The organism is Bradyrhizobium sp. HKCCYLRH3097 (assembly GCF_051167875.1).
Taxonomy (GTDB): domain Bacteria; phylum Pseudomonadota; class Alphaproteobacteria; order Rhizobiales; family Xanthobacteraceae; genus Bradyrhizobium.
In genome coordinates this window covers 67,845-92,437 of sequence record NZ_JBNPTX010000007.1, presented here as the reverse complement: position 1 = coordinate 92,437, position 24,593 = coordinate 67,845, and the positions used below count along the sequence as shown (strand labels likewise).

Annotated in this window: 22 protein-coding genes; 6 read left to right on the top strand and 16 right to left on the bottom strand. The window is 66.3% G+C overall.

Going from position 1 to position 24,593, the window contains the following annotated elements:
• Positions 1-2: 2 nt before the first annotated feature.
• From glyS to ACQR0U_RS18410, 7 genes are all read right to left on the bottom strand, one after another.
• The gene (glyS, locus tag ACQR0U_RS18440) at positions 3-2,210 is read right to left on the bottom strand and encodes a glycine--tRNA ligase subunit beta (protein ID WP_434844185.1); all 2,208 of its coding nucleotides are present in this window, start codon (positions 2,208-2,210) and stop codon (positions 3-5) included.
• A 3-nt stretch (positions 2,211-2,213) separates the two neighbouring features.
• Entirely contained in the window at positions 2,214-2,645 is a 432-nt protein-coding gene (locus tag ACQR0U_RS18435; RefSeq protein WP_315826963.1) for an endonuclease domain-containing protein, read from the bottom strand.
• A gap of 291 nt (positions 2,646-2,936) precedes the next feature.
• The gene (locus tag ACQR0U_RS18430; RefSeq protein WP_434844184.1) at positions 2,937-3,884 is read right to left on the bottom strand and encodes a glycine--tRNA ligase subunit alpha; all 948 of its coding nucleotides are present in this window, start codon (positions 3,882-3,884) and stop codon (positions 2,937-2,939) included.
• Positions 3,885-4,013: 129 nt separating this feature from the next.
• Positions 4,014-4,205: a hypothetical protein gene (locus ACQR0U_RS18425; RefSeq protein WP_315717238.1), complete on the bottom strand. Its 192-nt coding sequence runs from the start codon at positions 4,203-4,205 to the stop codon at positions 4,014-4,016.
• Positions 4,206-4,310: 105 nt separating this feature from the next.
• Positions 4,311-5,213 (bottom strand): S49 family peptidase, encoded by a 903-nt coding sequence (locus tag ACQR0U_RS18420; protein ID WP_434844183.1) that lies wholly within the window; start codon positions 5,211-5,213, stop codon positions 4,311-4,313.
• Positions 5,214-5,455: 242 nt separating this feature from the next.
• Positions 5,456-6,220, bottom strand: a complete 765-nt coding sequence (locus tag ACQR0U_RS18415; protein ID WP_316193411.1) for a tRNA1(Val) (adenine(37)-N6)-methyltransferase — start codon at positions 6,218-6,220, stop codon at positions 5,456-5,458.
• Complete coding sequence (locus ACQR0U_RS18410) at positions 6,213-6,440, bottom strand: DUF2007 domain-containing protein (protein WP_006613556.1); 228 nt, start codon at positions 6,438-6,440, stop codon at positions 6,213-6,215. Before ACQR0U_RS18410 ends, ACQR0U_RS18415 begins: the two co-directional genes overlap by 8 nt.
• Positions 6,441-6,591: 151 nt before the next feature.
• Between ACQR0U_RS18410 and ACQR0U_RS18405 the strand changes: the two genes are divergently transcribed.
• A complete protein-coding gene (locus ACQR0U_RS18405) occupies positions 6,592-7,602 on the top strand; it encodes a polyprenyl synthetase family protein (RefSeq protein ID WP_434844182.1) in 1,011 nt (336 codons plus the stop codon).
• A gap of 263 nt (positions 7,603-7,865) precedes the next feature.
• Here the strand turns inward: ACQR0U_RS18405 and ACQR0U_RS18400 are convergent, their stop codons facing one another.
• From ACQR0U_RS18400 to ACQR0U_RS18390, 3 genes are all read right to left on the bottom strand, one after another.
• Positions 7,866-8,768, bottom strand: coding sequence for a 4-(cytidine 5'-diphospho)-2-C-methyl-D-erythritol kinase (locus tag ACQR0U_RS18400; protein ID WP_434844181.1), 903 nt, complete (start codon positions 8,766-8,768; stop codon positions 7,866-7,868).
• 162 nt (positions 8,769-8,930) lie between these two features.
• Entirely contained in the window at positions 8,931-10,727 is a 1,797-nt protein-coding gene (locus tag ACQR0U_RS18395; protein WP_315717245.1) for a tetratricopeptide repeat protein, read from the bottom strand.
• Positions 10,728-10,968: 241 nt separating this feature from the next.
• Positions 10,969-12,627: an electron transfer flavoprotein-ubiquinone oxidoreductase gene (locus ACQR0U_RS18390; protein WP_434844180.1), complete on the bottom strand. Its 1,659-nt coding sequence runs from the start codon at positions 12,625-12,627 to the stop codon at positions 10,969-10,971.
• A gap of 305 nt (positions 12,628-12,932) precedes the next feature.
• Here ACQR0U_RS18390 and ACQR0U_RS18385 point away from each other — a divergent pair, with 305 nt between their 5' ends.
• On the top strand, positions 12,933-13,751 hold the full coding sequence (locus tag ACQR0U_RS18385) for a uracil-DNA glycosylase (RefSeq protein WP_316167476.1): 819 nt from the start codon (positions 12,933-12,935) through the stop codon (positions 13,749-13,751).
• Positions 13,752-13,862: 111 nt separating this feature from the next.
• Here the strand turns inward: ACQR0U_RS18385 and ACQR0U_RS18380 are convergent, their stop codons facing one another.
• From ACQR0U_RS18380 to ACQR0U_RS18365, 4 genes are all read right to left on the bottom strand, one after another.
• Positions 13,863-15,371: a glycosyltransferase family 39 protein gene (locus tag ACQR0U_RS18380; RefSeq protein WP_434872207.1), complete on the bottom strand. Its 1,509-nt coding sequence runs from the start codon at positions 15,369-15,371 to the stop codon at positions 13,863-13,865.
• A gap of 209 nt (positions 15,372-15,580) precedes the next feature.
• The gene (locus tag ACQR0U_RS18375) at positions 15,581-16,435 is read right to left on the bottom strand and encodes a ribonuclease HII (protein WP_315826968.1); all 855 of its coding nucleotides are present in this window, start codon (positions 16,433-16,435) and stop codon (positions 15,581-15,583) included.
• 75 nt (positions 16,436-16,510) lie between these two features.
• A complete protein-coding gene (locus tag ACQR0U_RS18370; RefSeq protein ID WP_316167472.1) occupies positions 16,511-16,960 on the bottom strand; it encodes a VOC family protein in 450 nt (149 codons plus the stop codon).
• 19 nt (positions 16,961-16,979) lie between these two features.
• The gene (locus tag ACQR0U_RS18365; RefSeq protein ID WP_434844156.1) at positions 16,980-18,158 is read right to left on the bottom strand and encodes a PA0069 family radical SAM protein; all 1,179 of its coding nucleotides are present in this window, start codon (positions 18,156-18,158) and stop codon (positions 16,980-16,982) included.
• A 191-nt stretch (positions 18,159-18,349) separates the two neighbouring features.
• Here ACQR0U_RS18365 and ACQR0U_RS18360 point away from each other — a divergent pair, with 191 nt between their 5' ends.
• The 4 genes from ACQR0U_RS18360 to ACQR0U_RS18345 all read left to right on the top strand — a co-directional run bounded on the left by ACQR0U_RS18360 (position 18,350) and on the right by ACQR0U_RS18345 (position 23,055).
• The gene (locus ACQR0U_RS18360; protein ID WP_316201111.1) at positions 18,350-20,767 is read left to right on the top strand and encodes a phosphoketolase family protein; all 2,418 of its coding nucleotides are present in this window, start codon (positions 18,350-18,352) and stop codon (positions 20,765-20,767) included.
• A 175-nt stretch (positions 20,768-20,942) separates the two neighbouring features.
• A complete protein-coding gene (locus tag ACQR0U_RS18355) occupies positions 20,943-21,515 on the top strand; it encodes a glycosyl transferase (protein WP_316167468.1) in 573 nt (190 codons plus the stop codon).
• A gap of 64 nt (positions 21,516-21,579) precedes the next feature.
• Complete coding sequence (locus ACQR0U_RS18350; RefSeq protein ID WP_316167466.1) at positions 21,580-22,509, top strand: bifunctional helix-turn-helix transcriptional regulator/GNAT family N-acetyltransferase; 930 nt, start codon at positions 21,580-21,582, stop codon at positions 22,507-22,509.
• A gap of 132 nt (positions 22,510-22,641) precedes the next feature.
• A complete protein-coding gene (locus ACQR0U_RS18345) occupies positions 22,642-23,055 on the top strand; it encodes a hypothetical protein (protein WP_434844155.1) in 414 nt (137 codons plus the stop codon).
• Positions 23,056-23,095: 40 nt separating this feature from the next.
• On the opposite strand, the gene moaB is transcribed toward ACQR0U_RS18345, so the two are convergent.
• The gene (gene moaB / locus ACQR0U_RS18340; RefSeq protein ID WP_316201113.1) at positions 23,096-23,659 is read right to left on the bottom strand and encodes a molybdenum cofactor biosynthesis protein B; all 564 of its coding nucleotides are present in this window, start codon (positions 23,657-23,659) and stop codon (positions 23,096-23,098) included.
• A gap of 9 nt (positions 23,660-23,668) precedes the next feature.
• Positions 23,669-24,589: a KPN_02809 family neutral zinc metallopeptidase gene (gene ypfJ, locus ACQR0U_RS18335; RefSeq protein ID WP_315717256.1), complete on the bottom strand. Its 921-nt coding sequence runs from the start codon at positions 24,587-24,589 to the stop codon at positions 23,669-23,671.
• Between the last annotated feature and the right edge of the window lie 4 nt (positions 24,590-24,593).

Below are 24,593 nucleotides of genomic sequence, written 5' to 3'. Positions count from 1 at the left end.
CCTCAGCCCTCGATCTTGGAGAAGTCCGCGACCGCGCGCGTGGCGCTGCGGATTTCGTTCAGCAGCCTGAGCCGGTTCTCGCGGATCTTTGGATCGTCGTCGTTGACCTTCACCCTGTCGAAGAAGGCATCCACCGCCGGGCGCAGCTTCGCCATCGCGCGCATCGCGGCGGCGAAGTCCTCCTTGGCGACGGCAGCGCCCGCTTCCGCCGCGACCTCGCCGATCGCCTTCGCCAGCGCCTTCTCCTCGTCGAGCCTGTACAGCGCAGCATCCGGCGCGCCGTCGAACTTGCGCTTGTCCTTCTTCTCCTCGATCGCGAGGATATTGGACGCGCGCTTGGTGCCGGCAAGCAGGTTCTTGCCGTCGTCGCTGTCGAGGAATTTTCCGAGCGCCTCGACGCGGCGCACGACCATCAAGAGATCGTCCTGGCCGCCGAGCGCGAATACGGCATCGACGAGATCGTGGCGGGCGCCCTGCTCGCGCAGCTGCACCTTGAGGCGGTCGGCGAAGAAGGAGAGGAGGTTAACGGCCCTTTCATCCAAGAAGCGCCCACCGAAAGAAACCTCACTGCGGTGTCCGCCGCTAGCAATCGCTCCAACGGTGATACCAAGTTTTTTTGAGGCCTCGTCTCGAGCCTGTATATCCCGCATGATATTGGCGAGATCTATCTTCTCAAAAAGCGGACTAACAAGAGTACCAATGGATATGCGAAGATCGCTTTCCAAGACTAGCCTGATCACGCCCAGCGCCGCACGGCGCAGCGCATACGGATCCTTCGAGCCCGTCGGCTTCTCATCGATCGCCCAGAAGCCCACCAGCGTGTCGAGCTTGTCGGCCAGCGCCACCGCGACCGCGACCTTATCCGTCGGCACGCGATCACCCGGCCCCTGCGGCTTGTAGTGCTCCTCGCAGGCAGCGGCGACAGAGGCGTCCTCGCCCTGGGCCAGCGCGTAGTACTTGCCCATCAGCCCCTGCACTTCCGGAAACTCGCCGACGACCTCGGTCAGCAGGTCGGCCTTGGCGAGCTTCGCGGCACGCGCGGTCTTCGCGACATCAGCGCCGACCAGCGGCGCGATCTCGGCGGCGAGCTTCTCGATACGCGCGATGCGCGCGGCCTGGGTGCCGAGCTTCTCGTGGAACACGATCTGCTCGAACTTCGGCAGGCGGTCCTCGAGCTTGGTCTTGAGGTCCGTCTCGTAGAAGAACTTCGCGTCTGACAGCCGGGCGCGGATGACGCGCTCGTTGCCGGCAATGATCGTCTTGCCGCCGTCGGTGGCCTCGATGTTGGCGGTCAGGATGAATTTCGGCGCCAGCCCGCCCGTCTTGGGATCGCGCACCACGAAGCATTTCTGGTTGTTGCGGATGGTGGCGCGGATCACCTCGCCGGGGACCTTCAGATACTCCGGATCGAACGAGCCCATCAGCACCACCGGCCATTCGACCAGGCCCGCGACTTCGTCGAGCAGCACGGGGTCCTCGACCAGCTCATAGCCTTGCGCAAAAGCGAGCTGCTTGGCGTCGGTGACGATGGTGTCCTTGCGCCGGTCAGGATCGAGCACGACCTTGGCGTCGAGCAGCTTGGCCTCATAGTCCTCGAAGCGGCGCACCGAAATCGGCGACGGCGACATGAAGCGGTGGCCGAATGTCGTCTGGCCCGCCTCGATACCGTCGACGGCGAAGCTGACGACATCGGGCTCCTCGGTTTCCAGGCCGAAGGTCGCCGTGATCGCGTGCAGCGGGCGCACCCAGTTCAGCGCGCCCGGCTTTTCCGAGCGCTTGCCCCAGCGCATCGATTTCGGCCAGGGGAAGGTCCTGACGATCACCGGCAGCATCTCGGCGAGCACGTCGAGCGTGGCGCGGCCGGGCTTCTCGATCAGCGCGACGTAGAAGTCGCCCTTCTTCGGATCGCGCTGGATCGTGGCCTCCTCGATCGAGGACAGGCCGGTGGCCTTGAGGAAGCCTTGGATCGCGGCATCGGCGCCGCCGACGCGCGGGCCCTTGCGCTCCTCCTTGAGATCAGCCTGCCGCGCCGGGATGCCGTGCACGGTCAGCGCCAGCCGCCGCGGCGTCGCGAACGCCTTGGCCCCCTCATAGACGAGGCCCTCGGCGACGAGCTTGTCGGTCACCATGCGGCGCAGATCGTCGGCCGCCTTGGCCTGCATGCGCGCGGGGATTTCTTCGGAGAACAGTTCGAGGAGAAGATCAGGCATATCTCAAGTCTCTCTGCACGAAGAACCACCCTCCCCTGGAGGGGGAGGGTCGCCTGCCAAGGGCAGGCGGGGTGGGGTGACCGCGATCTCCGTGTGAATGGCTTCGAGCACCGCCTCAGTCCTGGTCATAACGTCGTTGTTCCAAAATCGCAAAACGCGATAGCCTTCCGAGTTGAGCCAGCGCGTCCGGGCCTCGTCGCGCTGGATGTTCGCATCCTCTCCGTGCTGCGAGCCGTCCACCTCGATGATGAGGCGACGAGCCAGGCAGGCAAAATCTGCAACGTAGGGACCGATGACGACCTGTCGTCTGAAATGGGTCCCTTCGATCTCGAGGCGCCGCAGGTGACGCCACAGAATGTCTTCGGCCGCCGTCGTGTTTTCGCGCAGCCGTTTCGCGGTTCGGCGTTTGAAGTCGCTGATCGGCCGTTTGCCCATCTGGCACCTTCACCCCACCCCGCTCGCTTCGCGAGCGCCCCTCCCCCTCCAGAGGAGGATGATCATGTCATCCAGCCACGAGCACAGGGCCCACCCTCCCCTGGAGGGGGAGGGTCGATTGCTCATGCGCAAGCATGAGCAATCGGGGTGGGGTGACAGTCTATCCATCATCAACAGTGCCCGAGCCGAGAGATCACCCCACCCCGGCACGCATCTCGCTTCGCTCGATCGCGTGCCGACCCTCCCCCTCCAGGGGAGGGTCGAAGAGTCACTTCCCGCGTCGATATTGACTCAAACTCCCGCCCCGCCGGCCTCCGTATGCAGCCAGGCCTCGCCGCAGGCCTTGGCGAGCTCGCGGACGCGCAGGATGTAGCTCTGGCGCTCGGTGACCGAGATGACGCCGCGCGCGTCGAGCAGGTTGAAGACGTGGCTGGCCTTGATGCACTGGTCGTAGGCCGGCAGCGCCATCTGATGCTCCCGGCGGTTGCCCAGCTTTGAATTTTCTTGCCAGCCGGCGGCGAGATATTTGCGGCACGCGCCCTCGGCCATCTTGAACTGCTCGAACAGCATGTCGGTGTCGGCATGCTCGAAATTGTGCCGGGAAAATTCCTGCTCGGCCTGCAGGAAGACGTCGCCATAGGTGACCTTGGCGTCGCCGTCGCGGCCGTTGAAGTTGAGGTCATAGACGCGGTCGACGCCCTGGACGTACATCGCCAGGCGCTCGAGGCCGTAGGTGAGCTCGCCCGCGACCGGCGCGCATTCGAAGCCCGCGACCTGCTGGAAATACGTGAACTGCGACACCTCCATGCCGTCGCACCAGCACTCCCAGCCGAGCCCCCACGCGCCGAGGGTCGGGCTCTCCCAATCGTCCTCGACGAAACGGATGTCGTGCACGGCGGCGTCGATGCCGATCGCGCCGAGCGACTTCAGGTACAGCTCCTGAAGGTTCGGCGGCGATGGCTTCATGATCACCTGGAACTGGTAGTAGTGCTGCATCCGGTTGGGGTTCTCGCCGTAGCGGCCGTCCTTCGGCCGCCGCGACGGCTGCACGTAGGCGGCATTCCACGGCTTCGGCCCGAGCGCGCGCAAGGTCGTCGCCGGGTGGAAGGTGCCGGCGCCCATCTCCATGTCGTAGGGCTGCAGGATCACGCAGCCCTGCTCGGCCCAGAACCGTTGCAGGGCCAGGATGAAGCCCTGGAACGAACGTTCGGGGCGCATGTGCGGGGGCAGCGAGTCCATCGTCGATATCGGTCTTTCGCAGGCGTCGGAAAAGCGCGCGGACCGTATCGGCGGGGCCATCAGGAATCAAGGCAATAGGGGCCTCGAAACGACGGCGGCGTCCCTTCGCTCGAAGGTCGGTGAAGCGTGTCAGCCCGGCCGGTAGGCGCCGGTGACGGGATCGCGGCGCAGAGTCTTGATCTCGGCCGCCTGTGCGGCCTCGGCGACGCGTGACAGCCGCGCCTCTTCGAGCTCGCGGTTGATCTTCTGCGCGGCCTTGTAGGCCCAGCGAACCACGGCAAGCCCGCCCAGCATACCCGCGAAAGCAACGAACGGCGGCATTGGTCGATCCTCGTTCATGAACAGAGCCACCCCGAATCCCATTGTCGCCGATCCCGGTTCCCCCCGCAATCCGGATTGCGAGGGGCGAAATGGCGCGCTCCCAGTCTAAAACCCGAAACGGGCCCAGATCGCGCGGGTTTCGGCCGCGGAGATCACCTCCTCGGCCAGCCCCGTCCAGCCGAATCCCAAGCTGCCCGCGCCGGCCGCACGCCGTCCGAGCAGACCCGACAACAGGCCGGCCGCCGGCGCCACGACAGGCATTGCGACCTTGTCGCCGAAACGGGCGCGCAGCACAGCGCGCAGGTCGCCCACGGCGTCCGCCAGCCCCAGCGTGACGGCGCTGTCGCCGGCCCAGTACTCGCCGGTGAACAGCACATCGTCGGCGCCCTTCAGCCGGGTCGCGCGGCTCTCCTTGACCAGCGAGATGAACAGCGCGTGGATCTCGCGCTGGATCTTCTTCAGCCGCGCCACGTCGTCGGGATTCTCCGGCAGGAACGGATCGAGCATCGCCTTGTGCTCGCCGGCCGTATACAGCCGGCGCTCGATGCCGATCTTCTTGATCAGGTCCTGCAGCCCGAACGAGCCGCCGACCACGCCGATCGAACCGAGGATCGAGGACGGATCGCAGAAGATCTCGTCGCCGGCGCAGGCGATCATGTAGCCGCCGGAGGCCGCCACATCCTCGACGAACACGAGCACCGGCAGCTTCTTCTCCGCCGCGAGCTGGCGGATGCGCAAGTAGATCTGGCGCGACTGCACCGGCGAGCCGCCGGGCGAATTGATCACCAGCGCCACGGCCTTGGCGTTGCGCATGGAGAAGGCGCGCTCCAGCACCTTGGCGACGCCCGCAAGTGTCAGGCCCGGCCGCAGCGGCGTCACCGCGCCGATCACGCCGGACAGGCGGACGACCGGCACCACCGGTACGCCGCGCAGCCGCGCCGGAAGCAGCGCCTTCAGCCGATCGAAGAGCCCGGCTGCATCGCTGGGTTGTGTCAAATTGTCCACCATCCTGTTACCTCGGATTAACCACTTTTTATCGCGCCGCTGCCATTCAAAGGGCTGGAACGAGCCTTGCAATCTCCTGGGCAATCGCACGGCGAGCCAAGGTGCAGAGTGCGGCGGAGGAATACATGAAGGTCTACCTGTTGATGCTGCTGATCGGTACTCTATTGACTGCGATCCGTTTCACGACGGTAACCGAACGCCAGTCCGAAGCTCAGACGCAATAACGCCCGACCACGATCAACCGTTCAGGGGGTGCTCAAGGCCAGCGCCCCCTGCCCCGACAGCACCCGCACGGCCTCGTCATTCGGCACGCCTGCCGCCTCATTCAGCACCACTCCGGCGAGAAGCTGGGTCGGCGCCCGCCCTCCCTTAACGGCCCTGACCAGGATACGGATCGCCGGCTTGCCCGCCTGGCCGTGAACCGGTTGAACGGCAAGACTGCCGAAGCCGCGCGCCAGCGCCGCGACAACCTCGCTCAAACCATCGGCCCGCCAGATCAAGGTCAGCACGCCACCGGATTTCAGCATCCGCCGCGCGGCATGCGTCCAGATCTCCAACGTCGTCGCCGTTGCCATGTGCGCGGTCGCGCGCGCGGCGTCGGGCGAGGCACGGTGACGCGCGGCATCGTGGAACGGCGGATTCATCAGCACGACGTCGACACTGTCGGGCCCGAGCCCTGCGGCCGCGAAAGCGGCCGCGTCCGCGGCGACGTCCAGCACCACGACCTCCGCGGGCAAGGCATTGGCGCGTGCGTTGTCGCGCGCGAGGCGCGCCAGATCCGGCTCGCGCTCGACCAGCGTCAAGCCGAGACCGCCCACGCGCCGGGCCAAGGCCAGCCCGGCCGTCCCCACGCCGGCACCGAGATCGACCACGCGCTCGCCCGAACGCGCGGCCGTCGCCGCCGCCAGCAGGATTGCGTCGTGGCCGGCGCGATGGCCAGTCGTGGGCTGCCGCAGCCGCAATTGGCCGCCGAGCACGGCGTCCTCGGAGATGTCGACAGCGTCACTCATCAGGGCGCAGTTCATGCGCCAGACCGGCGTCGGTGAGAAGCCGCCGGGCCTGGAGATTGTCGTCCTCATGCACGAGGATCCGGCGCGGCAGGATGCCGAGCGAGCCCTCGATGATGCTCATGTTCTGATCGAGCACGAGGTGATGGATGTCGGCGCCGTCGAGCAGTGCCCCGATCGCCGAAACCAGCACGATATCATTGGTCCGAACCAATTCCTTCAATCGTTATGTCTCCATGCGGGCTTGGGTCAAGAAGGGCTTGGGTCAAGAAGGCTTGGTCAAGAAGGCTTGGGTCAAGGTTCCGTGTCTGCCCTTGCCGCCTGCGGCCGCAGTTTCTATTGTCGTTTCGAGCATAGCAAAATCGGAGACCAGAGTGGCGGTTATCGTACCTTTCGAGAGTCCATCGGGAGCCTCCATCGATGGGCTGGTCGCGCTGGTCGCAGCCGACATGGAACGGGTCAACGCTACGATTTTGTCGCGCACCGGCTCGGACGTCACGATGATCCCGGAGGTCGCAAACCACCTGATCTCCTCCGGCGGCAAGCGGTTGCGGCCGATGCTGACGCTGGCGATGGCGCATCTCACCGACTACACCGGCGACGGTCACGTCAAGCTCGCCGCGGCCGTCGAGTTCATGCACACGGCGACGCTGCTCCATGACGACGTGGTTGACGAGAGCGAAATGCGCCGCGGCAAATTGTCGGCGCGCATGCTGTGGGGCAACGAGGCCAGCGTGCTGGTCGGTGACTTCCTGCTCGGCCAGGCGTTCCGCATGATGGTCGAGGTCGGCTCGCTGCGCGCGCTCGACATTCTCTCGGCCGCCGCCGCCACGATTGCCGAGGGCGAGGTGATGCAGCTTGCCGCCGCCAAGAACACCGCAACCACCGAGGACGAATATCTCGCCGTGATCCGCGGCAAGACCGCCGAGCTGTTCGCCGCGGCCTGCGAGGTCGGGCCGGTGCTCGCCGATCGGCCCAAGGCCGAGCAGACCGCCTCGCGGTCCTTCGGCATGAATCTCGGCATCGCCTTCCAGCTCGTCGACGACGTGCTCGACTATGGCGGCAAGGCCGCGAAGCTCGGAAAGAATGTCGGCGACGATTTCCGCGAGGGCAAGATCACGCTGCCGGTGGTGCTGGCGTTCCGCCGCGGCAGCGACAGCGAGCGTGCCTTCTGGATCAAGGCGCTGGAGCGCGGCGAGATCAGCGATTACGATCTCGACCATGCAATCGGGCTGATGAACAAGCATCGCGCCTTGGAGGACACGATCAGCCGCGCGCATCACTACGGCGCCATGGCCGTCGACGCGCTGGCGCTGTTTCCGGCGTCACCGATGAAGACCGCGCTCGAGCAGGTGGTGGCGTTCTGTTTGGCCAGGTCGCATTAGTTGGCGAACCTGGGCCTGCCCTTCGTGATGTCATGCCCCGGCGCAGGCGGTGTGCATTAATGCGCCCTCGCCCCTTGTGGGAGAGAGCATGCAGGACAGAGCAACAAGCTCGCTTGGGTGAGGGGTATGCCTCAGCAAGCGCGGCGTCCGCGGACAGATGCCCCTCACCCAACCCAGTACGTGGATGAGCCGGCGATGCCCTCTCCCACAAGGGAAGAGGGCGCTGTATCGGGAAGCCGCTCGCCGCTAGTAAGTAGTTACGACTAACTCAACGTCCCCGCATGCACCCACCATTCGGGGTGCGCGACGGCGATCTCTGCGCCGGCGGCCTTCGCCTCGACCTCGCTGCCGTAGATCGCAAAGCATGTGGCGCCAGAGCCGGACATGCGTGCCAGCAGCACGCCGGCGCTCGCACGGAGAGCGTCGAGCACGGTGCCGATGACAGGCTGCACTTTAAGCGCCGGCGGCTCGAGATCGTTGCGCACCTGGCTCAGCGTCTCGATCCAGTCGCTGACCGACGCTCCGGCACCAGGCCAGGACGGCGCCGTGAGAACATCCGTCACGCCGACCAGCAGATCGCCCGGCTTGAGGCCGAGCGCCTGGAACACGTCCTTGGTCGCCACCGGCACGCGCGGATTGATCATCACGCAGGGCAGGACGGGAAGCGCGAGCGGCTGCAGGTTCTCGCCGACGCCGGTCATGGTGCAGGCGCGCGAGGGCACGCAAACCGGCACGTCGGCGCCGGTCTTCAAGGCGACCGCAGTGAGGCGCGGGTCGTCCAGCGACAGGCCATTCAGCTTCGCCAGCAGCCGCAGCGCCGCTGCGGCATCGGCCGAGCCGCCGCCGATGCCGGCGGCGACCGGCAGCACCTTCTCCAGCGTGAAGGCGCCAAGCTTCAGGCCCGGAACGGCCTCCGCAAGCAGCCGCGCCGCCTTCAGCACCAGATTGTCCGTGGTCTCGCCGCAGGCCTCCGCGAGCGGCCCGGTTGTCGTCAGCCTCAGCTCCGGGCCCGGCACCAGCGTAAGCTGGTCCGCGCAGTCGGCGAAAGCAACGACGCTTTCGAGATCATGGTAGCCGTCGACCCTGCGGCCGACGACCCGCAGGGTCAGATTGACCTTGGCGCGCCCCTGCTCCTGCAGCGCACCGGTGACCGTGGACGCCAACATCGGCGCAATGCCCCCAGCATGTTCGGTGGCGGATCCGGTATCGCGCTCGGCCAGCGGCCGAAACGAACGTGGCCGGCACCGCCACACGCTTCATCAAAATCATCCGGGCTCCCCGGCAAGCCGAGGAGCCCGTGATGGCTCTCACCTCGTGATCAGGGCGACCTAGCCGCCCTTGCCGTCGTCCTTCTTGGCGTCGGACGGCGTGTCCTTGCTGTCGTTGCTCGCCGCGGCCGGCGCTGGATCGTCGGTCAGGCCGTTCTGGATCTTGGCCTCGATCTTCGGCAGCTCCTCGGCCTCGGGCTTCAGGTCGCGGGCATGAGCCCACTGGAACTTGGCTTCCAGCTTGCGGCCGATCTTCCAATAGGCGTCGCCGAGATGGTCGTTGATGGTCGGATCCTCGGGCTTGAGGTCGATCGCGCGCTCGAGGTTCTTCACCGCCTCTTCGTAGTTACCGATGCGGAAATAGGCCCAGCCGAGCGAATCGACGATGTAGCCGTCGTCCGGGCGCTGCTCGACCGCGCGCTTGATCATCTTCATGCCTTCGTCGAGATTGACGCCCTGGTCGATCCACGAATAGCCGAGATAGTTCAGCACGTGCGGCTGGTCGGGCTGCAGCTCGAGCGCCTTGCGCATGTCGGCCTCGGCCTTCGGCCACTGCTTGGAGCGCTCCAGACAGATACCGCGATAATAGTAATAGACGCTGTTGGCCTTGTCGTTGTTGGCGGGCAGCGAATCGACGCCGAGCGAATAGGTCTTGGCGCAATCGGCGAACTTCTTGCGGCCGCGCTCGATGTTGCCGAGCGCCATGATCGCCTCCAGGTCCTTCGGATCCTGGGCAATCACGTCCTTGAGGATCTTGATCGCCTCGTCGCTGCGGTCGGCGCTGTCGAGATCGGTCGCCAGCTGGATCTGCGCATTGCGCTTCAGCGGCGAGCTCGCCGGCACCCGCTCATAGACCTTGATCGCCATCTGCGGCTTCTTCACCGTCTCGTAGAGATCGGCGAGTGACAGCAGCGCCAGCGGATGATTCGGCTGCAGGTGCAGCGCGAGCTGCAGATAGACCAGCGCCAGATCCTCGCCGCCGCGGCGACTCAACGTGGCGCCGATGCCGTACAGCGCCTCGGCGGCGCCGGCCTGGGCCGAATCGACCAGCGGCGGCAGCTTCCTGCCGGCCTTGGTCTCGCGCAGGCCCTCCTGCACCAGCGGATGGCGCGCGAGCTTCTTGTCGAAGGCTTCATAGATCGCGGTCGCCGCCGCCGCATCCTTGTTGCGCGACAGCCAATGCGCATAGGCCTCGGTGATGCGCAGCATCGAATCGTCGAGCTTGTAGGCGCGCTCGAACCGCGTGCCGGCGTCCTTCTCCTTGCCGGCCAGCTCCAGGATCATTCCGGCATGAAGATCCTTGAACAGCGGATACCATTCGGGACCGGTCAGCTTGTCGATATTGGCGACGGCGGCCTTCGAATCGCCCGCGCCCGCCGCGGCCCACGCCGACAGCAAGGTGGCGACGAGATCGGTGATCGGCCCGCGCACCGACTGGTTGATGTTGGTCTGGGCGGCAGCGTATTTCTTCTGCTTGATGTCCTGCACGCCGACCACGAGACGCGCGATGCGGTTGGACTTGTCGATAGTGAGCACGCGCTCGGCCAGCTTCACGGCCTCGTCGATGTCGCCATCGGCGACCGAGGAGATGAAGGCACGATCGAGCAGCTCGTTGTTCTTCGGGTCGCTGCGTAGCGCCGAGCGGTAGAACGCCGCCGCCGAGGCCGCGTCGCGCTCGACGCTGGCGTGGCGGGCCGCCAGATAGCTGCCCGACGTGGTGAGCGACTTCAGATCGACGCCGGTCGGAAATTTTGCGGCGTTGTCCGCAGGATGATCCGGCGTCTGGGCCAGGACGGCACCGGGGATCAGCAAGGCAGAAACGGCAATTGCGGTCCAGCGATTGCGAATTGACAACATCACGGTGCGCTCTGGTTGTTGGAAATGACGGATCGGTACGGACACGAACCCGATCGGCAGCTCTTCAAGGCGCCGACAATGCCGCGTTTGGCGGCCAACCGCAAGGATCTGCAGGATATTCGGGTCAGCCGGGAGCCCCTTTGGCGAAGGTGACCTGCGTCAAACCGCGCCAGTATGGCCGTATCGTGGCCGGCTGCCCTCCCCGGAGCAGCCGACTCACGCAATCGTGCGTTATACGAGGCTACATCGCCTCGTAGTTCGGCCCACCGCCGCCTTCCGGAGGAACCCAGGTGATGTTGCCGTTGGGATCCTTGACGTCGCAGGTCTTGCAGTGGACGCAGTTCTGCGCGTTGATCACGAAGCGCGGGCTGGTGCCCTCCTCGACCCATTCGTAGACGCCCGCCGGGCAATAGCGGTTGGACGGCCCGGCATAGACGTCGTGCTCGGAGCTCTTCTGCAGCGCCATGTCGGCGACCTTCAGATGCACCGGCTGGTCTTCCTCGTGATTGGTGTTCGACAGGAATACCGAGGACAGCCGGTCGAAGGTCAACTTACCGTCCGGCTTCATCGCCGGCTTCGGCTTGTGCGCCTTGGCGGGATCGAGCGTGGCGCGATCGGGCTTGACGTGCGACTGGGTGCCAAACAACGAGAAACCGAGCGTGTTGCACCACATGTCGAAGCCGCCGAGCGCGACGCCGAGCACCGTGCCGAACTTCGACCATAGCGGCTTGACGTTGCGAACCTTGAACAGATCCTCGCCGACTGGCGAGCCGCGCCAGGCGTTCTCGTAACTGACCATCTCGTCATTGGCACGGCCGGATGCGAGCGCGGCATTGACGTGCTCGGCCGCGAGCATCGCGCTGCCCATCGCGTTGTGCACGCCCTTGATGCGCGGCACGTTGACGAAGCCCGCGGCGCAGCCGATCAGCGCGCCGCCGGCGAACGACAGCCGCGGCACCGACTGGTAGCCGCCCTCGGTGATCGCGCGCGCGCCGTAGGCTAGCCGCTTGCCACCCTCTAACACGCCGCGGATCGAGGGATGGGTCTTGAAGCGCTGGAATTCCTCGAACGGCGACAGATAAGGATCATCGTAGTTCAGGTGGACGACGAAGCCGACCGCAACGAGGTTGTCGTCGTAGTGATACAGGAACGAGCCGCCGCCGGTCTTCATGTCGAGCGGCCAGCCGAACGAGTGCTGGATCAGGCCCTTCTGGTGCTTGGCCGGATCGATCTGCCAGACTTCCTTGAGGCCGATGCCGAACTTCGCCGGCTCGCTCTTGGCGTCCAATGCGAACTTCGAAATCAGCTGCTTGGACAGGCTGCCGCGCGCGCCCTCGGCGAACAGCGTGTACTTGCCGAGCAGCTCCATGCCGCGCGTGAACGAGGCTTTCGGCTTGCCGTCCTTGCCGATGCCCATGTCGCCGGTGGCGATGCCGCGCACCGCGCCCTGCTCGTCATACAGCACCTCGGTGGCCGCGAAGCCCGGATAGATCTCGACGCCGAGCGCCTCGGCCTTGCGCGACAGCCAGCGGCAGACATTTCCGAGCGAGCCGATGTAGCAATGATGGTTGTCCATCAAGGGCGGCATCGCGAAGCCCGGCAGCGAGATCGCGCTGCTCTCGGTCATCCAGAAGAACTTGTCGACCTTGACCTGGGTCTTCAGCGGGCAATCCTCGTCCGACCGCCAGTCGGGGATGAGCTTGTCCAGCGCCGCCGGATCGATCACCGCACCAGACAAAATGTGCGCGCCGACCTCGGAGCCCTTCTCGACCACGACGATGTTGAGGTCGGCATTGAGCTGCTTCAGCCGGATCGCGGCAGTCAGGCCCGAGGGGCCGGCGCCCACGATGACGACGTCGAACTCCATGGATTCGCGCGGAGGTAACTCTTCGGTGCTCATGTCTCTCAATCTCAGGCCCGGCCGGTGCAGTGGATTTGACCTTTGCATCCCCCTGGCGCGTGCAAAGGTCAAACCCGGAGCTGCAACAGCAACAATGACTTAACTAGAGTTCCTGGAGGCGCCGGCGGTTCGCTGATGGGCTGGTCCTGAGGGGGAGCGAACGCTGGCGCCGGAACACTAGGGCGTTCCGTCCCTTTTTTGGGTTATTCCAAGCTCTTGTTTCCGATTTTTCGGGGCAGGACAACCACCGAAATGCATTCCGCCATGCGCCGAGGCGGCGTACATTGTTGCCACGATCGATCATGATGACCCCCGAGCCCCTCCCCGACGTCCGCCAACTGCTCGCCTTCTATCTGGAGGCCGGGGTCGATTGCGCCTTGGCCGACGAGCCGATCAACCGGCTGGTGGAGCCTGAGGCCGCATCCCCTGCCGCTCCTGCCGCCCGTCCGGCGGCGGCGCCGCAAGCCGGCCGGCTATCCGCGCCGGCGATCATTGCGCCGCGCGGCGAACCGCCGCCTCCGCCGGAAGCGGCCGTCGCCTCGGCCCGCGAGGCGGCGCTGACAGCGCCGACCCTGGAGGCGCTGCGCGAGCTCCTGGAGACTTTCGACGGTTGCGCACTGAAGCAGACGGCGTCGCGACTGGTGTTCGCCGACGGCAATCCGCAGGCGCGCATCATGCTGGTCGGCGAGGCGCCCGGCCGCGACGAGGACATCGAGGGCCTGCCATTCGTCGGCCGCTCCGGCAAGCTGCTGGACCGCATGATCGGCGCGATCGGGCTCGACCGCAGCAAGGTCTACATCGCCAACGTCATTCCCTGGCGCCCGCCCGGCAACCGGACGCCGACGCCGCAGGAGACGCAGATCTGCCTGCCGTTCATCCGCCGCCAGATCGAGCTGGTCGATCCCGACGTGCTGGTGACGCTCGGCAACCCGTCGACGCAGGCGCTGCTCGGCACCACCGAGGGCATCATGCGCACGCGCGGCAAATGGCGCGACTACGACACCGGCAAGCGCACCATCCGCGCGATCGCCACCTTCCATCCGGCCTATCTGTTGCGCTCGCCGTCCTACAAGCGGCTGTCATGGCAGGATTTGCGCGCGATCGCGAAGGTGATGGCGGTCTGAGCCGAACGCCCTCCGCGTCATTGCGAGCGAAGCGAAGCAATCCAGAATCCCGCCCAAGCCTCTGGATTGCTTCGTCGCTTCGCTCCGCGCAATGACGGCTTATGGAAAGCGCTACGGTCCCTTCGGCCGCACGATGGCCCAGCCGATGCGCAGCACCGGCTGGCGGCCATTGATCAGCCAGTCGAAGCTGCGCGGCACCTCCGGCACCAGCCCAGGAAAGCGCTGGGCGATCTCCGGCGGTGGGGTGCCGACCGTGTCGGAGGCGCGCCATACCACGACGCCGCCACTCTCGGCGAATTTGGCCGGCGTGACCCAGGGCGTCCGCTGCGGGGTGGCATCGAGGAACAGATGCGCGCGGCGGCGGCCGAGCGCGACCAGGCTGGCGAGTTGCGGATCGCCGGCGACCGCCTGCAGCGGCTGGTTGGTACGGCGCTCAAAACTCTCGACGAAGAAACGAGAGATGTCGCGGGCCGGCATCGCCGTCGCGACCTCGCGGTCGCCGAGCAACGGCAGCACCACAGCGCTGCCCGCCGCGAGGATGGCGGGCGCGGCGATCGCAACCGCCCAGACCAGGCGCAGCAGCCGCTGCCGCCGCAGATAGATCAGATCACCCGACGCGACCACCAGGGCAAGGCCGACCATGGTCAGGGTCACGGCAGTGCCGCCGAACACGGTCGAGAGGCCGAACAGGCCGGCGATCAGACTGCCGGCCAGCGCCGGTGCAATCGCGAAGCAATAGACGAAGTCGCGCGCGAGCGGCGGCACCGAGCGGCGATAGATGATCGGCGCATCGGTCTCGCCGCGATTGATCCAGCCGGCGTCGAGCAGCACCAGCAGCAGCACGGCCGAGATCGCCAGCAGCAGCTCCCCCGCCAGCGCGAGCCAATGCCAGGCGCGCGCCGAGAGCTCGGCGAGAACGGGCAGCGCCGGTAAGCCTACACTGTCGGAACGCAGCACGAAGATGAGATAAGGCAGCGCCAGCGCCACCACCACGAGCAGCGCGAACAGCGGATCGAACGAGCGCAGAACGCGGCGGCCCTGCGCGGTCGAGACCACGAAGCCCGCGATCAGCAGCAGCAGGCCGGCGGCGGCCGGCGTGGTCAGCAGCAGCAGGCCGGCCTCGATCGACCAGGCAAACCAGGCGTTGCGCCGGCCCTCGCCGAGAATCCGCCAGCTATGCAGCAGCAGCAGCGCCCAGAGCGGACGCGCCAGCACCTCCGGACCGAATTCCAGCGTGGGCGCACCGAACGCGGTGATGGTCATGGTCAGCAGCACGGCAAGCACCGCCTGCTGGCCGCCGACGATCGCCCCCGCCAGGAGATACATCACCCACAGACTGAGCGCCGAGCACAGTACAGCCAGCACGTAGACGCCGAGCAGATGATGGCCGGCAAGGCGATAGGCGACGTCCGACAGCCAGAACGACAGCGGCGGCCCGAGATCGGTGCCGACCTGGTACTCGCGTCCGAACGCGATGGTGGTGGCAAGCTGGCCGGGCGGGCTGCGATAGAACAGCATGGCCACGCCGAGCCACATCAGGGCCTGGCACAGCACCACGATGACGACGACCAGCCGCGGCCTTGCGCGGATCAGTTCGACAACCAGGGACGTGAAACGCATGAACGGCTGGATCGCTTGGCTGAATCGCTGAGGACGTCGAGGAGGCCGGCAGGACCGTCGCTCATCCGCAGCAGCCTCGCTGTCCGACGCCCGCAATCGATACCGTACGATCGGGGCGCACAACACCGCCCCTGCTGCGAGGAGTGACACTTCGTGCTGGCTGGCTGACCAAAACTATTAAGACCGCGGCGACCGCGAGGCAACCTGCATCAGACCCCGACCGAGATTTCGGTGGATGTCACCACGGTCACCTCGGCAAACAAATCCGGCTCCGGGACGTCGGTCCACGGCTGGTGCTTGCGCCGTGCGGCCACGACGGGTGCGAACAGGCTGCGATGATGCACCGACGGTCCGAGCCGGTCCAGCGCAGCGAGGTGCTCCGGCACGGCATACCCCTTGTGCTGCTCGAAGCCGTAGCCGGGGCAATCCTGCGCCAGCGCGCACATCAGCCGGTCGCGCGTGACCTTGGCGACGATCGAGGCGGCCGCAATCGACATCACCAGGCCATCGCCGCCGATCACCGCCTCGCAGCCGCAATCGACGTCGATGCGGTCGCGGCCGTCGACGAAGACGTGCTTCGGCGCCTCGGGCAACGCCCTCACGGCGCGCGACAGCGCCCACAGCGAGGCCCGCAGGATGTTGTCGCGATCGATTCGCGCCGGCGAGGCGACAGCCACCGCGAACGCCGACGTCTTGCAGATCTTGTCGAACAGCGCCTCGCGCTGCTCCGCGCTCAGCCGCTTGGAGTCATCGAGGCCTTTCGGGATGCGCGCGGGATCGAGAATCACGGCCGCGGCGACCACCGGACCGGCCAGCGGCCCCCGTCCCGCCTCGTCGCAACCGGCGACCGGCCAGATGCCCTGCTTGAGCAGCGCTCGCTCCCGCCGGAAGCTCGGCGGCGCCACCGCGATGACGCCCTTGCCGAGCTTGGCGGCCGACCTGCCGGCAGCATTCGTGGCAACAGGCTTGGTTGCGGCCTTTGCAGGTGCGCTCTTCGCCACGGCGCCGCTCGTCGCCTTCGCCCTGCCCGGCTTTTTCGATTGGTCGCGAATCATGGCGGGCATGGTGCGAAACGGCCCGCGGCGGCGCAACCCCGAACGGACCTCATTCCCCGCTATTCGCCCCTTGCCCGCGACCGACTACGCCGGCAGATGCACTCGATCATCCTTGCCGACATCAATCCCCGGCGCGATCACCACTTCCCAGACATGACCGTCCGGATCGGAGAAGTAGCCGCTGTAACCGCCATAGTCGGTTCGTTGCGCCGGCTTCAGCAGCATCGCGCCTTTCTCCACCGCCGACGCGAGCGCCGCATCGACCTCGGCCTCCGAGCGGCAGTTCCATGCCAGCGTCACGCCGCGGAATGCCTGGGGGCGCGGTGCGTCCGGCACGCCCGCATCATCGGCGAGCGCGCCCCACGGGTACAGCGCCAGCACCGTCCCGCCGGTCTCGAAGAATGCCACGGCCTCTCCGGTCGCGCGGAATTTTCGGGCGAAGCCGAGCGACGTATAGAAGGCGATGCTCCGCCGCATCTCGGATACACCGAGTGTGATGACGGTGAACCGCGGAACGCTCGCTTGTGCGCTCATCAACTGCTCTCCGCACGCTTCAGAACAGGCTGAGTTGCTGCCCGCCGCCCTTCGGCCGGACGAAATGATCGGTCGTCAACTTGGTCCGGCGCTTGTTCAGGCCGAGCTTTTCGCAGGCGATCTCGAAGCGGCGGCCGATCATCCAGGCCATCGGGCCCGTCCCCTTCATTCGCGTGCCCCATTGCGAGTCGTAATCGCGGCCGCCGCGCATGTCGCGGATCAGGGTGAAGACGTGGCGGTAGCGGTCCGGATAATGCTCGAGCAACCACTCGCGGAACAGGTCGCGCACCTCCAGCGGCAGGCGCAGCAGCACATAGGCCGCCTCCTTGACGCCGGCATGGGCGGCGGCATCGAGGATGCGCTCGATCTCGCTGTCGTTCAGCGCCGGGATCACCGGCGCCACCATCACCGTGGTCGGAATGCCGGCCCTCGACAGCGCCTGCAGCGCCTCCAGCCGCTTCGACGGTGTCGAGGCCCGCGGCTCCATGGTGCGCGCCAGCTTCGGATCCAGCGTGGTCACGGAGATCGCGACCTTCGCCAGGTTCCTCTTGGCCATCCGCGCCAGGATGTCGGCATCACGCATCACCAGCGCCGACTTGGTCACGATCCCGACGGGATGGCCAACCTTTTCCAGCACCTCGAGGATGCCGCGCATGATCTTCCGCTCGCGCTCGATCGGCTGATAGGGATCGGTGTTGGTTCCGATCGCGATCATCCGCGGCTCGTAGCCGCTGGCCGCGAGCTCCTTTTCCACGAGCGCGGGCGCATCCGGCTTCACGAACAGCTTGGATTCGAAGTCGAGACCAGGCGACAGCCCGAGAAACGCATGGGTCGGCCGCGCGAAGCAGTAGACACAGCCATGCTCGCAGCCGCGATATGGGTTGATCGAGCGATCGAAACCGATGTCCGGCGAGTCGTTGCGGGTGATGACCTTGCGCGAGGTATCGGTCGCGACCGTGGTCTTGAACGGCGGCAAATCCTCGAGACTCTGCCATCCATCGTCGAAGACGACGCGAGCCTCCGCTTCGTAGCGGCCGCTCGCATTGGATTGTGCACCCCGGCCGCGGCGCCGCCCCCGTTCGATGGCGACCGCGAGTTCGGGGAAGTCGTTTTCCGGGTCAGATGAAGGCGCGCCCACCGGCTCGGAGGGCACCGGGACCGGCGGGCGCTTGAGGGCATGTGAAGATGCTCGGCTCATGGCCAAGACATAGCACACAAAAAGAACAATACAAGAACAAAAGAGAACAACGTCTCGGAACGGTTCTGGAGCCCGCGCAGGGCCAACCATCACATTCCCGTTCTATCCTTCGCAGCGCACTGGAACGGAATGGTGCGGCGCTACTCTAATGCACTTCCCGCAGGCGCGAAGCGGACGGCAAGCGAGGTTCCATGAACATCACATCTTCCCATCAGACCAACACAGCCGACGATCTCGACCTGCTCGATCGCTATTGGCGCGCGGCGAACTATCTTTCGGTCGGGCAGATCTATCTGCTGGACAACCCGCTGCTGCGCGAGCCGCTGAAAGCGGAGCACGTCAAGCCGCGCCTGCTCGGCCACTGGGGGACGACGCCCGGACTGAATTTCATCTACGCCCATCTCAATCGCGCCATCCAGGCGCAGGATCTCGACGTCATCTACGTGTGCGGTCCCGGCCATGGCGGCCCCGGCATGGTCGCCAACACCTATCTCGAAGGCAGCTACAGCGAGATCTATCCGGACATCACGCGCGATGCCGATGGCCTGCGCAAGCTGTTCCGGCAGTTCTCCTTCCCCGGCGGCATTCCGAGCCATGCCGCGCCCGAGACGCCGGGCTCGATCCATGAAGGCGGCGAGCTCGGCTACGCGCTGGTCCACGCCTATGGTGCGGCGTTCGACAATCCCGATCTGATCGTGGCCTGCGTGGTCGGCGACGGCGAAGCCGAGACCGGGCCCCTCGCCGCATCCTGGCATTCGAACAAGTTCCTGAACCCGGCCCATGACGGCGCGGTGCTGCCGATTTTGCATCTCAACGGCTACAAGATCGCCAATCCGACCGTGCTCGGCCGCATGGGCGATGCCGAGATCAAATGCCTGTTCGAAGGTTACGGCTACGAGCCGCTGTTCGTCGAAGGCGCGGAGCCGAAGGCGATGCATCGCCAGATGGCGGACGCGCTCGATGTCGCGCTCGCGAGCATCCGCTCGATCCAGCAGAATGCGCGTCAGCCGGATGCAACGATCCAACGGCCGCGCTGGCCGATGATCGTGCTGCGCAGCCCGAAGGGCTGGACCGGGCCGAAGGAGGTCGACGGCCTCAAGGTCGAAGGCTTCTGGCGCGCCCATCAGGTGCCGATCACCAATCCGCGCGGCAAGCCCGAGCATCTCGCGCTGCTCGAAGCGTGGATGAAAAGCTACGAGCCGGAAACGCTGTTCGACGGCCACGGCCGGCTCGTGCCGGAGCTGCAGGCACTGGCACCGAAGGGCACGCGGCGCATGGGCGCCAACCCGCATGCCAATGGCGGTCTGCTCAAGCGCGAGCTCAGGCTCCCAGACTACCAGCATTTTGCGGTCGAGGTGTCCTCTCCGGGCCAGACCATGGCTGAAGCCACGCGCGAGCTCGGCAAGTTCCTGCGCGACGTGATCACGCTGAATGCAGAGACACGCAACTTCCGCATCATGGGCCCGGACGAGACCGCCTCGAACCGGCTCGATGCCGTATTCGAGGTCACCGAGCGGGTGTGGATGGAAGGCATCGAGCCCTACGATGTCCACCTCGCCCATGACGGCCGCGTGATGGAGGTGCTGAGCGAGCATCTCTGCCAGGGCTGGCTGGAGGGCTATCTGCTCACCGGCCGCCACGGCCTGTTCTCCTGCTACGAGGCGTTCATCCACATCGTCGATTCGATGTTCAACCAGCACGCCAAATGGCTGAAGGTGTCACGCGAGCTGCCGTGGCGGCGCCCGATCGCGTCGCTGAACTATCTCCTGACCTCGCATGTCTGGCGGCAGGACCATAACGGCTTCAGCCATCAGGACCCCGGCTTCGTCGACCTCGTCGCCAACAAGAAGGCGGACATCGTCCGCATCTACTTCCCGCCGGATGCCAACACGCTGTTGTGGATCGCGGACCACTGCCTGCGCACCTACGACCGCATCAACGTCATCGTTGCCGGCAAGCAGCCGGCGCCGCAATGGCTGTCGATGCAGGAGGCGGCGACGCATTGCGACGCCGGCATCGGCATCTGGTCTTGGGCCGGCACCGAGCCCGCCGACGAGGAGCCCGACGTGGTGATGGCCTGCGCCGGAGATGTCCCGACCCTGGAGACGCTCGCAGCCGTCGACCTGCTGCGCAAGGAATTGCCCGACCTGAAGATCCGTGTGGTCAACGTCGTCGACCTCATGACCCTGCAGCCGAAGCAGGACCATCCGCACGGCCTCAGCGACCGCGACTTCGACAGCCTGTTCACCACCAACAAGCCGGTGATCTTCGCCTATCACGGCTATCCGTATCTGATCCATCGCCTCACCTACAGCCGCACCAACCATGCCGGCATGCATGTGCGCGGCTTCATCGAGGAAGGCACCACGACGACTCCGTTCGACATGGTCGTGCTGAACGAGCTCGACCGTTTCCACCTCGCCATCGAGGCGATCGAACGCGTGCCCGGCCTCAGCGTGTCGGCGGCTCATGTGAAGCAGAAATTCCGCGATGCGCTGATCGAGCATGCCCGCTACATCCGCGCGCATGGCGAGGACATGCCGGCGATCCGCGACTGGGTGTGGCCGAACAGCGCCGGCGGCACCACGCCGACACAGGCAGGCGACTGAGCCAGTCAAGCGCGAGCTTCAGCAACACGGCACCTTGAAATAGCACCGTTCGGGCGCGGGCCGAACGGCGCGGCCAGGTACGTGCTGCAAAATTCCGCAGCGCAGCGGGCTGATTTGGCTATGACAAGATGATAACAGTCATGCCGGAGGCGCGACAGATAGCGATGCCAGTTTCATGCTGAGCGTGATCATTCCGACCGAAGGTGTCGAGCAGACCGCCGTGGCCACCCTGTCCGCGCTGGTGCCGGGCGCCGCGGCCGGTGTCGTCACCGAGGTGCTGCTGGTCGATCGCTCGCCCGATTCCAGCGTGATCGAGCGGGTCGCGGACGTCGCTGGCTGCCACTTCATGAAGTTCGAGGGCTCCCAGGCCGCGGCCCTGGCTGCAGGGGCCGCCAGCGCGCGTGCGCCCTGGCTGATGTTTCTGCCCGCCGGCGCGATGCTCGATCCCGGCTGGATCGATGAAACCATGCAGTTCGTCCAGAGCGTCGCCACCGCCGGCCGGCCGCGCGCTGGCGTCTTCCGCTATGCCCGGTCTCCCTATGCCGCAATCAGCCTGCGCGACCGGCTGCGCGCGGTTGCGCGGGTCCTGGTCGGGCCGCTCGGCGACCAGGGTCTCTTGATCGCCAGGGATCACTACCGGCAGCTCGGCGGATACAAGCCCGACCACAAGCGCGCCGAAACGCGGCTGCTGCGTCAGCTCGGCCGTTCCTCGCGGACGATGCTGCGCAGCCGGATCGTGATGGTGTAGCGGCACGACAATACTTGCCAAAGTCAATCAATTGGTTGACAATGGCAAATATTGGAGGTGCCCCATGAATTCCGCCCCAGCCGACGGCAAGGTCGCCGCCATCCGCGCGTTCAACCGTTTCTACACGAGGAAGCTCGGCGCGCTGGACCAGCATCTGCTCGACAGTCCGTTTTCTCTGGCCGAGGCGCGTGTGCTCTATGAACTCGCACAGTACGACGCCATCTCGGCCAAGGAGATCGGTCTCTCGCTCGGCCTCGATGCCGGCTATCTCAGCCGCATCGTCCAGAGCTTCGACGAGCAGGGGCTGATCACCCGCACGCCTTTGCCAACCGATCGCAGGCAGCAGCAGCTCGGCCTGACCGCAAGAGGCCGGCAGGCCTATGCCAAGCTCGACCGCAGCTCGCAGAAGGAGATCGCGGCCATGCTGGCGCCGCTGGCGCCATCCGTGCGCGACCGGCTGGTCGGTGCAATGACGACGATCGAGACCGCCCTGGAGCCGCAGCAGCCGGGCCGCTCCCCAGTGCTGCTGCGCAGCCATCGCCCGGGCGACATCGGCTGGGTGGTTTCACGGCACGGCGCAGTCTACGCCGAGGAATATGGTTGGGACGTCTCGTTCGAGGCGTTGGTCGCCGAGATCGGCGCACAGTTCATCAGGAGCTACGACCCGGCGCGCGAGCACTGCTGGATCGCCGAGCTTGCGGGCGAGCCGGTCGGCTCGATCTTCCTGGTCAAGGGCAGCGATGAGGTCGCCAAGCTGCGGCTGCTGCTGGTCGAGAAGAAGGCCCGCGGTCTCGGCGTCGGCCGGGCCCTGACCGAACAATGCATCCGCTTCGCCCGCGAGAAGAACTACAGGACGATCGAGCTATGGACGCAAAGCATTCTCACCGCCGCGCGCGACATCTATGCCCGCGCCGGGTTTCGCAAGATCGCCGAGGAGCCGCACGCCATGTTCGGCGTCCCGCTGACCGGCGAGACATGGCGGCTCGAGTTGTAGCCGGGCGGCTCGTGCAGCAACCGCCGGTAGGCCGAGATCACCGCCACAACACGCTGCGCATGCCGATTGCGAAGTTCCCGCGCGTCGGTAGTATCCCGCCAAACGGGGCGGGTATCAGCAGTGATGGAATCGATGGTGCGATCGAAGCTTGCGGCGCTTGTCGCGCTCGCAGGCCTGTTTGGGGTCGAGGCCGGGACGGCGGCTCGCGCCGCGCCCAAAGGGCGCGCAACGGTCGCGATTACGCGCACGACGGACTTCCTCTATCTGGCGGCACCAGCGGCGATCGAGATCAATGGCGCCAAGGTGGCGAGCCTTGGCCGCGGCGAGAGCTACAGCGGCCCGATTGCGCCCGGCGCCACCACGATCACCGTGTCGACATGGTCCTCGCCGGGCTCGTCGAACATTCGTTTCACCGCCGTGCCTGGCAAGACCTACCGGATGGTCGTGGGACCGCGCGGCCAGAATTTCGCGGCCAGCATGATGGGCGGCCTCATTGGCGCGGCGATCGAAGGCGGCGGCGCTTTCGAGATCGTACCAACGAAGTGAGACGCGCGATGGACGCGCGCCGCGTCGTCGTCCCGTGGCCCTATGCCGTCGCGCCCTGCGCCTTGGGCCGGCGCAGATGCTCGTCGAGCCGCGGCATGATCTCGACGAAGTTGCAGGGTCGCGTGCGGTAGTCGAGCTGGGGGGCGAGGATGCCGTCCCAGCCGTCGCGGCAGGCCCCCGGTGATCCCGGCAGGCAGAAGATATAGGTCGCACCGGCGACGCCGGCCGTGGCCCGGCTCTGGATCGTCGACGTCCCGATCTTGGCGTGGCTCAGCATGTGGAAGGCGATCGAGAAGCCGTCCATGCGCTTCTCGAACAGCGGCTCGATCGCTTCCGGCGTGACGTCACGGCCGGTGAAGCCGGTGCCGCCGGTGGTGATGACGACATCGACGCCGGGATCGGCGATCCACGACTTCACCACCGCGCGAATCTTCTCGACGTCGTCGGTGACGATCTCGCGCGCCGCGAGCCTATGGCCGGCAGCGGTCAGGCGGTCACTCAGGGTGGTACCGGACTTGTCGTCGGCAAGCGAACGCGTGTCGGACACCGTCAGCACGGCGATGTTGAGGGGAATGAAGCTCTTGCTCTCGTCGATCGCCATCATCGCGTCTCCCTACAGCGAACTGGCGCTGAACGTATTGCAGGCCTGCACCGTGCCCTGCTGGTAGCCGATCATGAACCAGCGTTTGCGCTGCGCGGCGGAGCCATGGGTGAACGAATCCGGCACCACGCGTCCGGTAGCCTTCCGCTGCAAGGTGTCGTCGCCGATCGCCGAGGCCGTCGTCAGCGCGGCGTCGATGTCGCCCTCCTCGAGGAAGCCCGGACGCTTCTTGGCCTCGCGATTGACCCAGACCCCCGACAGGCAGTCGGCCTGCAGTTCGACCTTGACCTGCAGCGCGTTGGCTTCGGCCTTGTTGTCCGACTGCTGCTGCATCCGCGTCACGCGCGGCAGGATGCCGAGCAGGTTCTGGATGTGGTGCCCGGCCTCGTGCGCAATGATGTAGGCCGCGGTGAACTTGCAGGCGCTGCCCGAGCAGCCCCGGAAGCGCGTCTCGACCTCGCGGAAGAAGTTGGTGTCGAGGAAGATCTGCCGGTCCGGCGGACAGTAGAACGGCCCCATCGCCGACTGCGCCATGCCGCAGCGGCCGCCATTGGTGCTGTTGCGAAACAGCACGATCTTGGGCCCGGTGTAATTCTGGCCGCTGGCCTGGAAGATCTCGCTCCAGCGGTCGTCGATCTCGCCGAGCACGCCGGCGATCATGTCGCCCATCTCGTCCTTCGGCGCGCCGGTCTTGCCGGGCGAGCGCCGATCGGCCTGCTGGGTCGGTGCGCCGCCGTGGCTGAGCATCTCAGCGCCGCCGATCAGGATGCGCGGATCGATGCCGAAGGCGTAGCCGATCAGGCCGAGAACGATGATGGTGCCGATGCCCAGCCCGCCGCCGCCGATCGGCAGACCCATACCACCGCCCATCCCGCCGCCTTCGTCGCGACGGTCATCGATGTCGTCGCTGCGACGGAAATCATCGTAACGCATGGGC

What these genes read in the sequence shown, in the direction of transcription:
- ACQR0U_RS18370 (WP_316167472.1), bottom strand. Translation starts at nt 16,960, where the DNA reads ATGAGCGCACAAGCGAGCGTTCCGCGGTTCACCGTCATCACACTCGGT.
- ACQR0U_RS18385 (WP_316167476.1), top strand. Translation starts at nt 12,933, where the DNA reads ATGACCCCCGAGCCCCTCCCCGACGTCCGCCAACTGCTCGCCTTCTAT.
- ypfJ (WP_315717256.1), bottom strand. Translation starts at nt 24,589, where the DNA reads ATGCGTTACGATGATTTCCGTCGCAGCGACGACATCGATGACCGTCGC.
- ACQR0U_RS18425 (WP_315717238.1), bottom strand. Translation starts at nt 4,205, where the DNA reads ATGCCGCCGTTCGTTGCTTTCGCGGGTATGCTGGGCGGGCTTGCCGTG.
- ACQR0U_RS18380 (WP_434872207.1), bottom strand. Translation starts at nt 15,371, where the DNA reads ATGCGTTTCACGTCCCTGGTTGTCGAACTGATCCGCGCAAGGCCGCGG.
- ACQR0U_RS18400 (WP_434844181.1), bottom strand. Translation starts at nt 8,768, where the DNA reads ATGTTGGCGTCCACGGTCACCGGTGCGCTGCAGGAGCAGGGGCGCGCC.
- moaB (WP_316201113.1), bottom strand. Translation starts at nt 23,659, where the DNA reads ATGATGGCGATCGACGAGAGCAAGAGCTTCATTCCCCTCAACATCGCC.
- ACQR0U_RS18375 (WP_315826968.1), bottom strand. Translation starts at nt 16,435, where the DNA reads ATGCCCGCCATGATTCGCGACCAATCGAAAAAGCCGGGCAGGGCGAAG.
- ACQR0U_RS18420 (WP_434844183.1), bottom strand. Translation starts at nt 5,213, where the DNA reads ATGGTGGACAATTTGACACAACCCAGCGATGCAGCCGGGCTCTTCGAT.
- ACQR0U_RS18390 (WP_434844180.1), bottom strand. Translation starts at nt 12,627, where the DNA reads ATGAGCACCGAAGAGTTACCTCCGCGCGAATCCATGGAGTTCGACGTC.
- ACQR0U_RS18350 (WP_316167466.1), top strand. Translation starts at nt 21,580, where the DNA reads ATGAATTCCGCCCCAGCCGACGGCAAGGTCGCCGCCATCCGCGCGTTC.
- ACQR0U_RS18435 (WP_315826963.1), bottom strand. Translation starts at nt 2,645, where the DNA reads ATGGGCAAACGGCCGATCAGCGACTTCAAACGCCGAACCGCGAAACGG.
- ACQR0U_RS18395 (WP_315717245.1), bottom strand. Translation starts at nt 10,727, where the DNA reads ATGTTGTCAATTCGCAATCGCTGGACCGCAATTGCCGTTTCTGCCTTG.
- ACQR0U_RS18345 (WP_434844155.1), top strand. Translation starts at nt 22,642, where the DNA reads ATGGTGCGATCGAAGCTTGCGGCGCTTGTCGCGCTCGCAGGCCTGTTT.
- ACQR0U_RS18365 (WP_434844156.1), bottom strand. Translation starts at nt 18,158, where the DNA reads ATGAGCCGAGCATCTTCACATGCCCTCAAGCGCCCGCCGGTCCCGGTG.
- ACQR0U_RS18415 (WP_316193411.1), bottom strand. Translation starts at nt 6,220, where the DNA reads ATGAGTGACGCTGTCGACATCTCCGAGGACGCCGTGCTCGGCGGCCAA.
- ACQR0U_RS18430 (WP_434844184.1), bottom strand. Translation starts at nt 3,884, where the DNA reads ATGGACTCGCTGCCCCCGCACATGCGCCCCGAACGTTCGTTCCAGGGC.
- glyS (WP_434844185.1), bottom strand. Translation starts at nt 2,210, where the DNA reads ATGCCTGATCTTCTCCTCGAACTGTTCTCCGAAGAAATCCCCGCGCGC.
- ACQR0U_RS18355 (WP_316167468.1), top strand. Translation starts at nt 20,943, where the DNA reads ATGCTGAGCGTGATCATTCCGACCGAAGGTGTCGAGCAGACCGCCGTG.
- ACQR0U_RS18360 (WP_316201111.1), top strand. Translation starts at nt 18,350, where the DNA reads ATGAACATCACATCTTCCCATCAGACCAACACAGCCGACGATCTCGAC.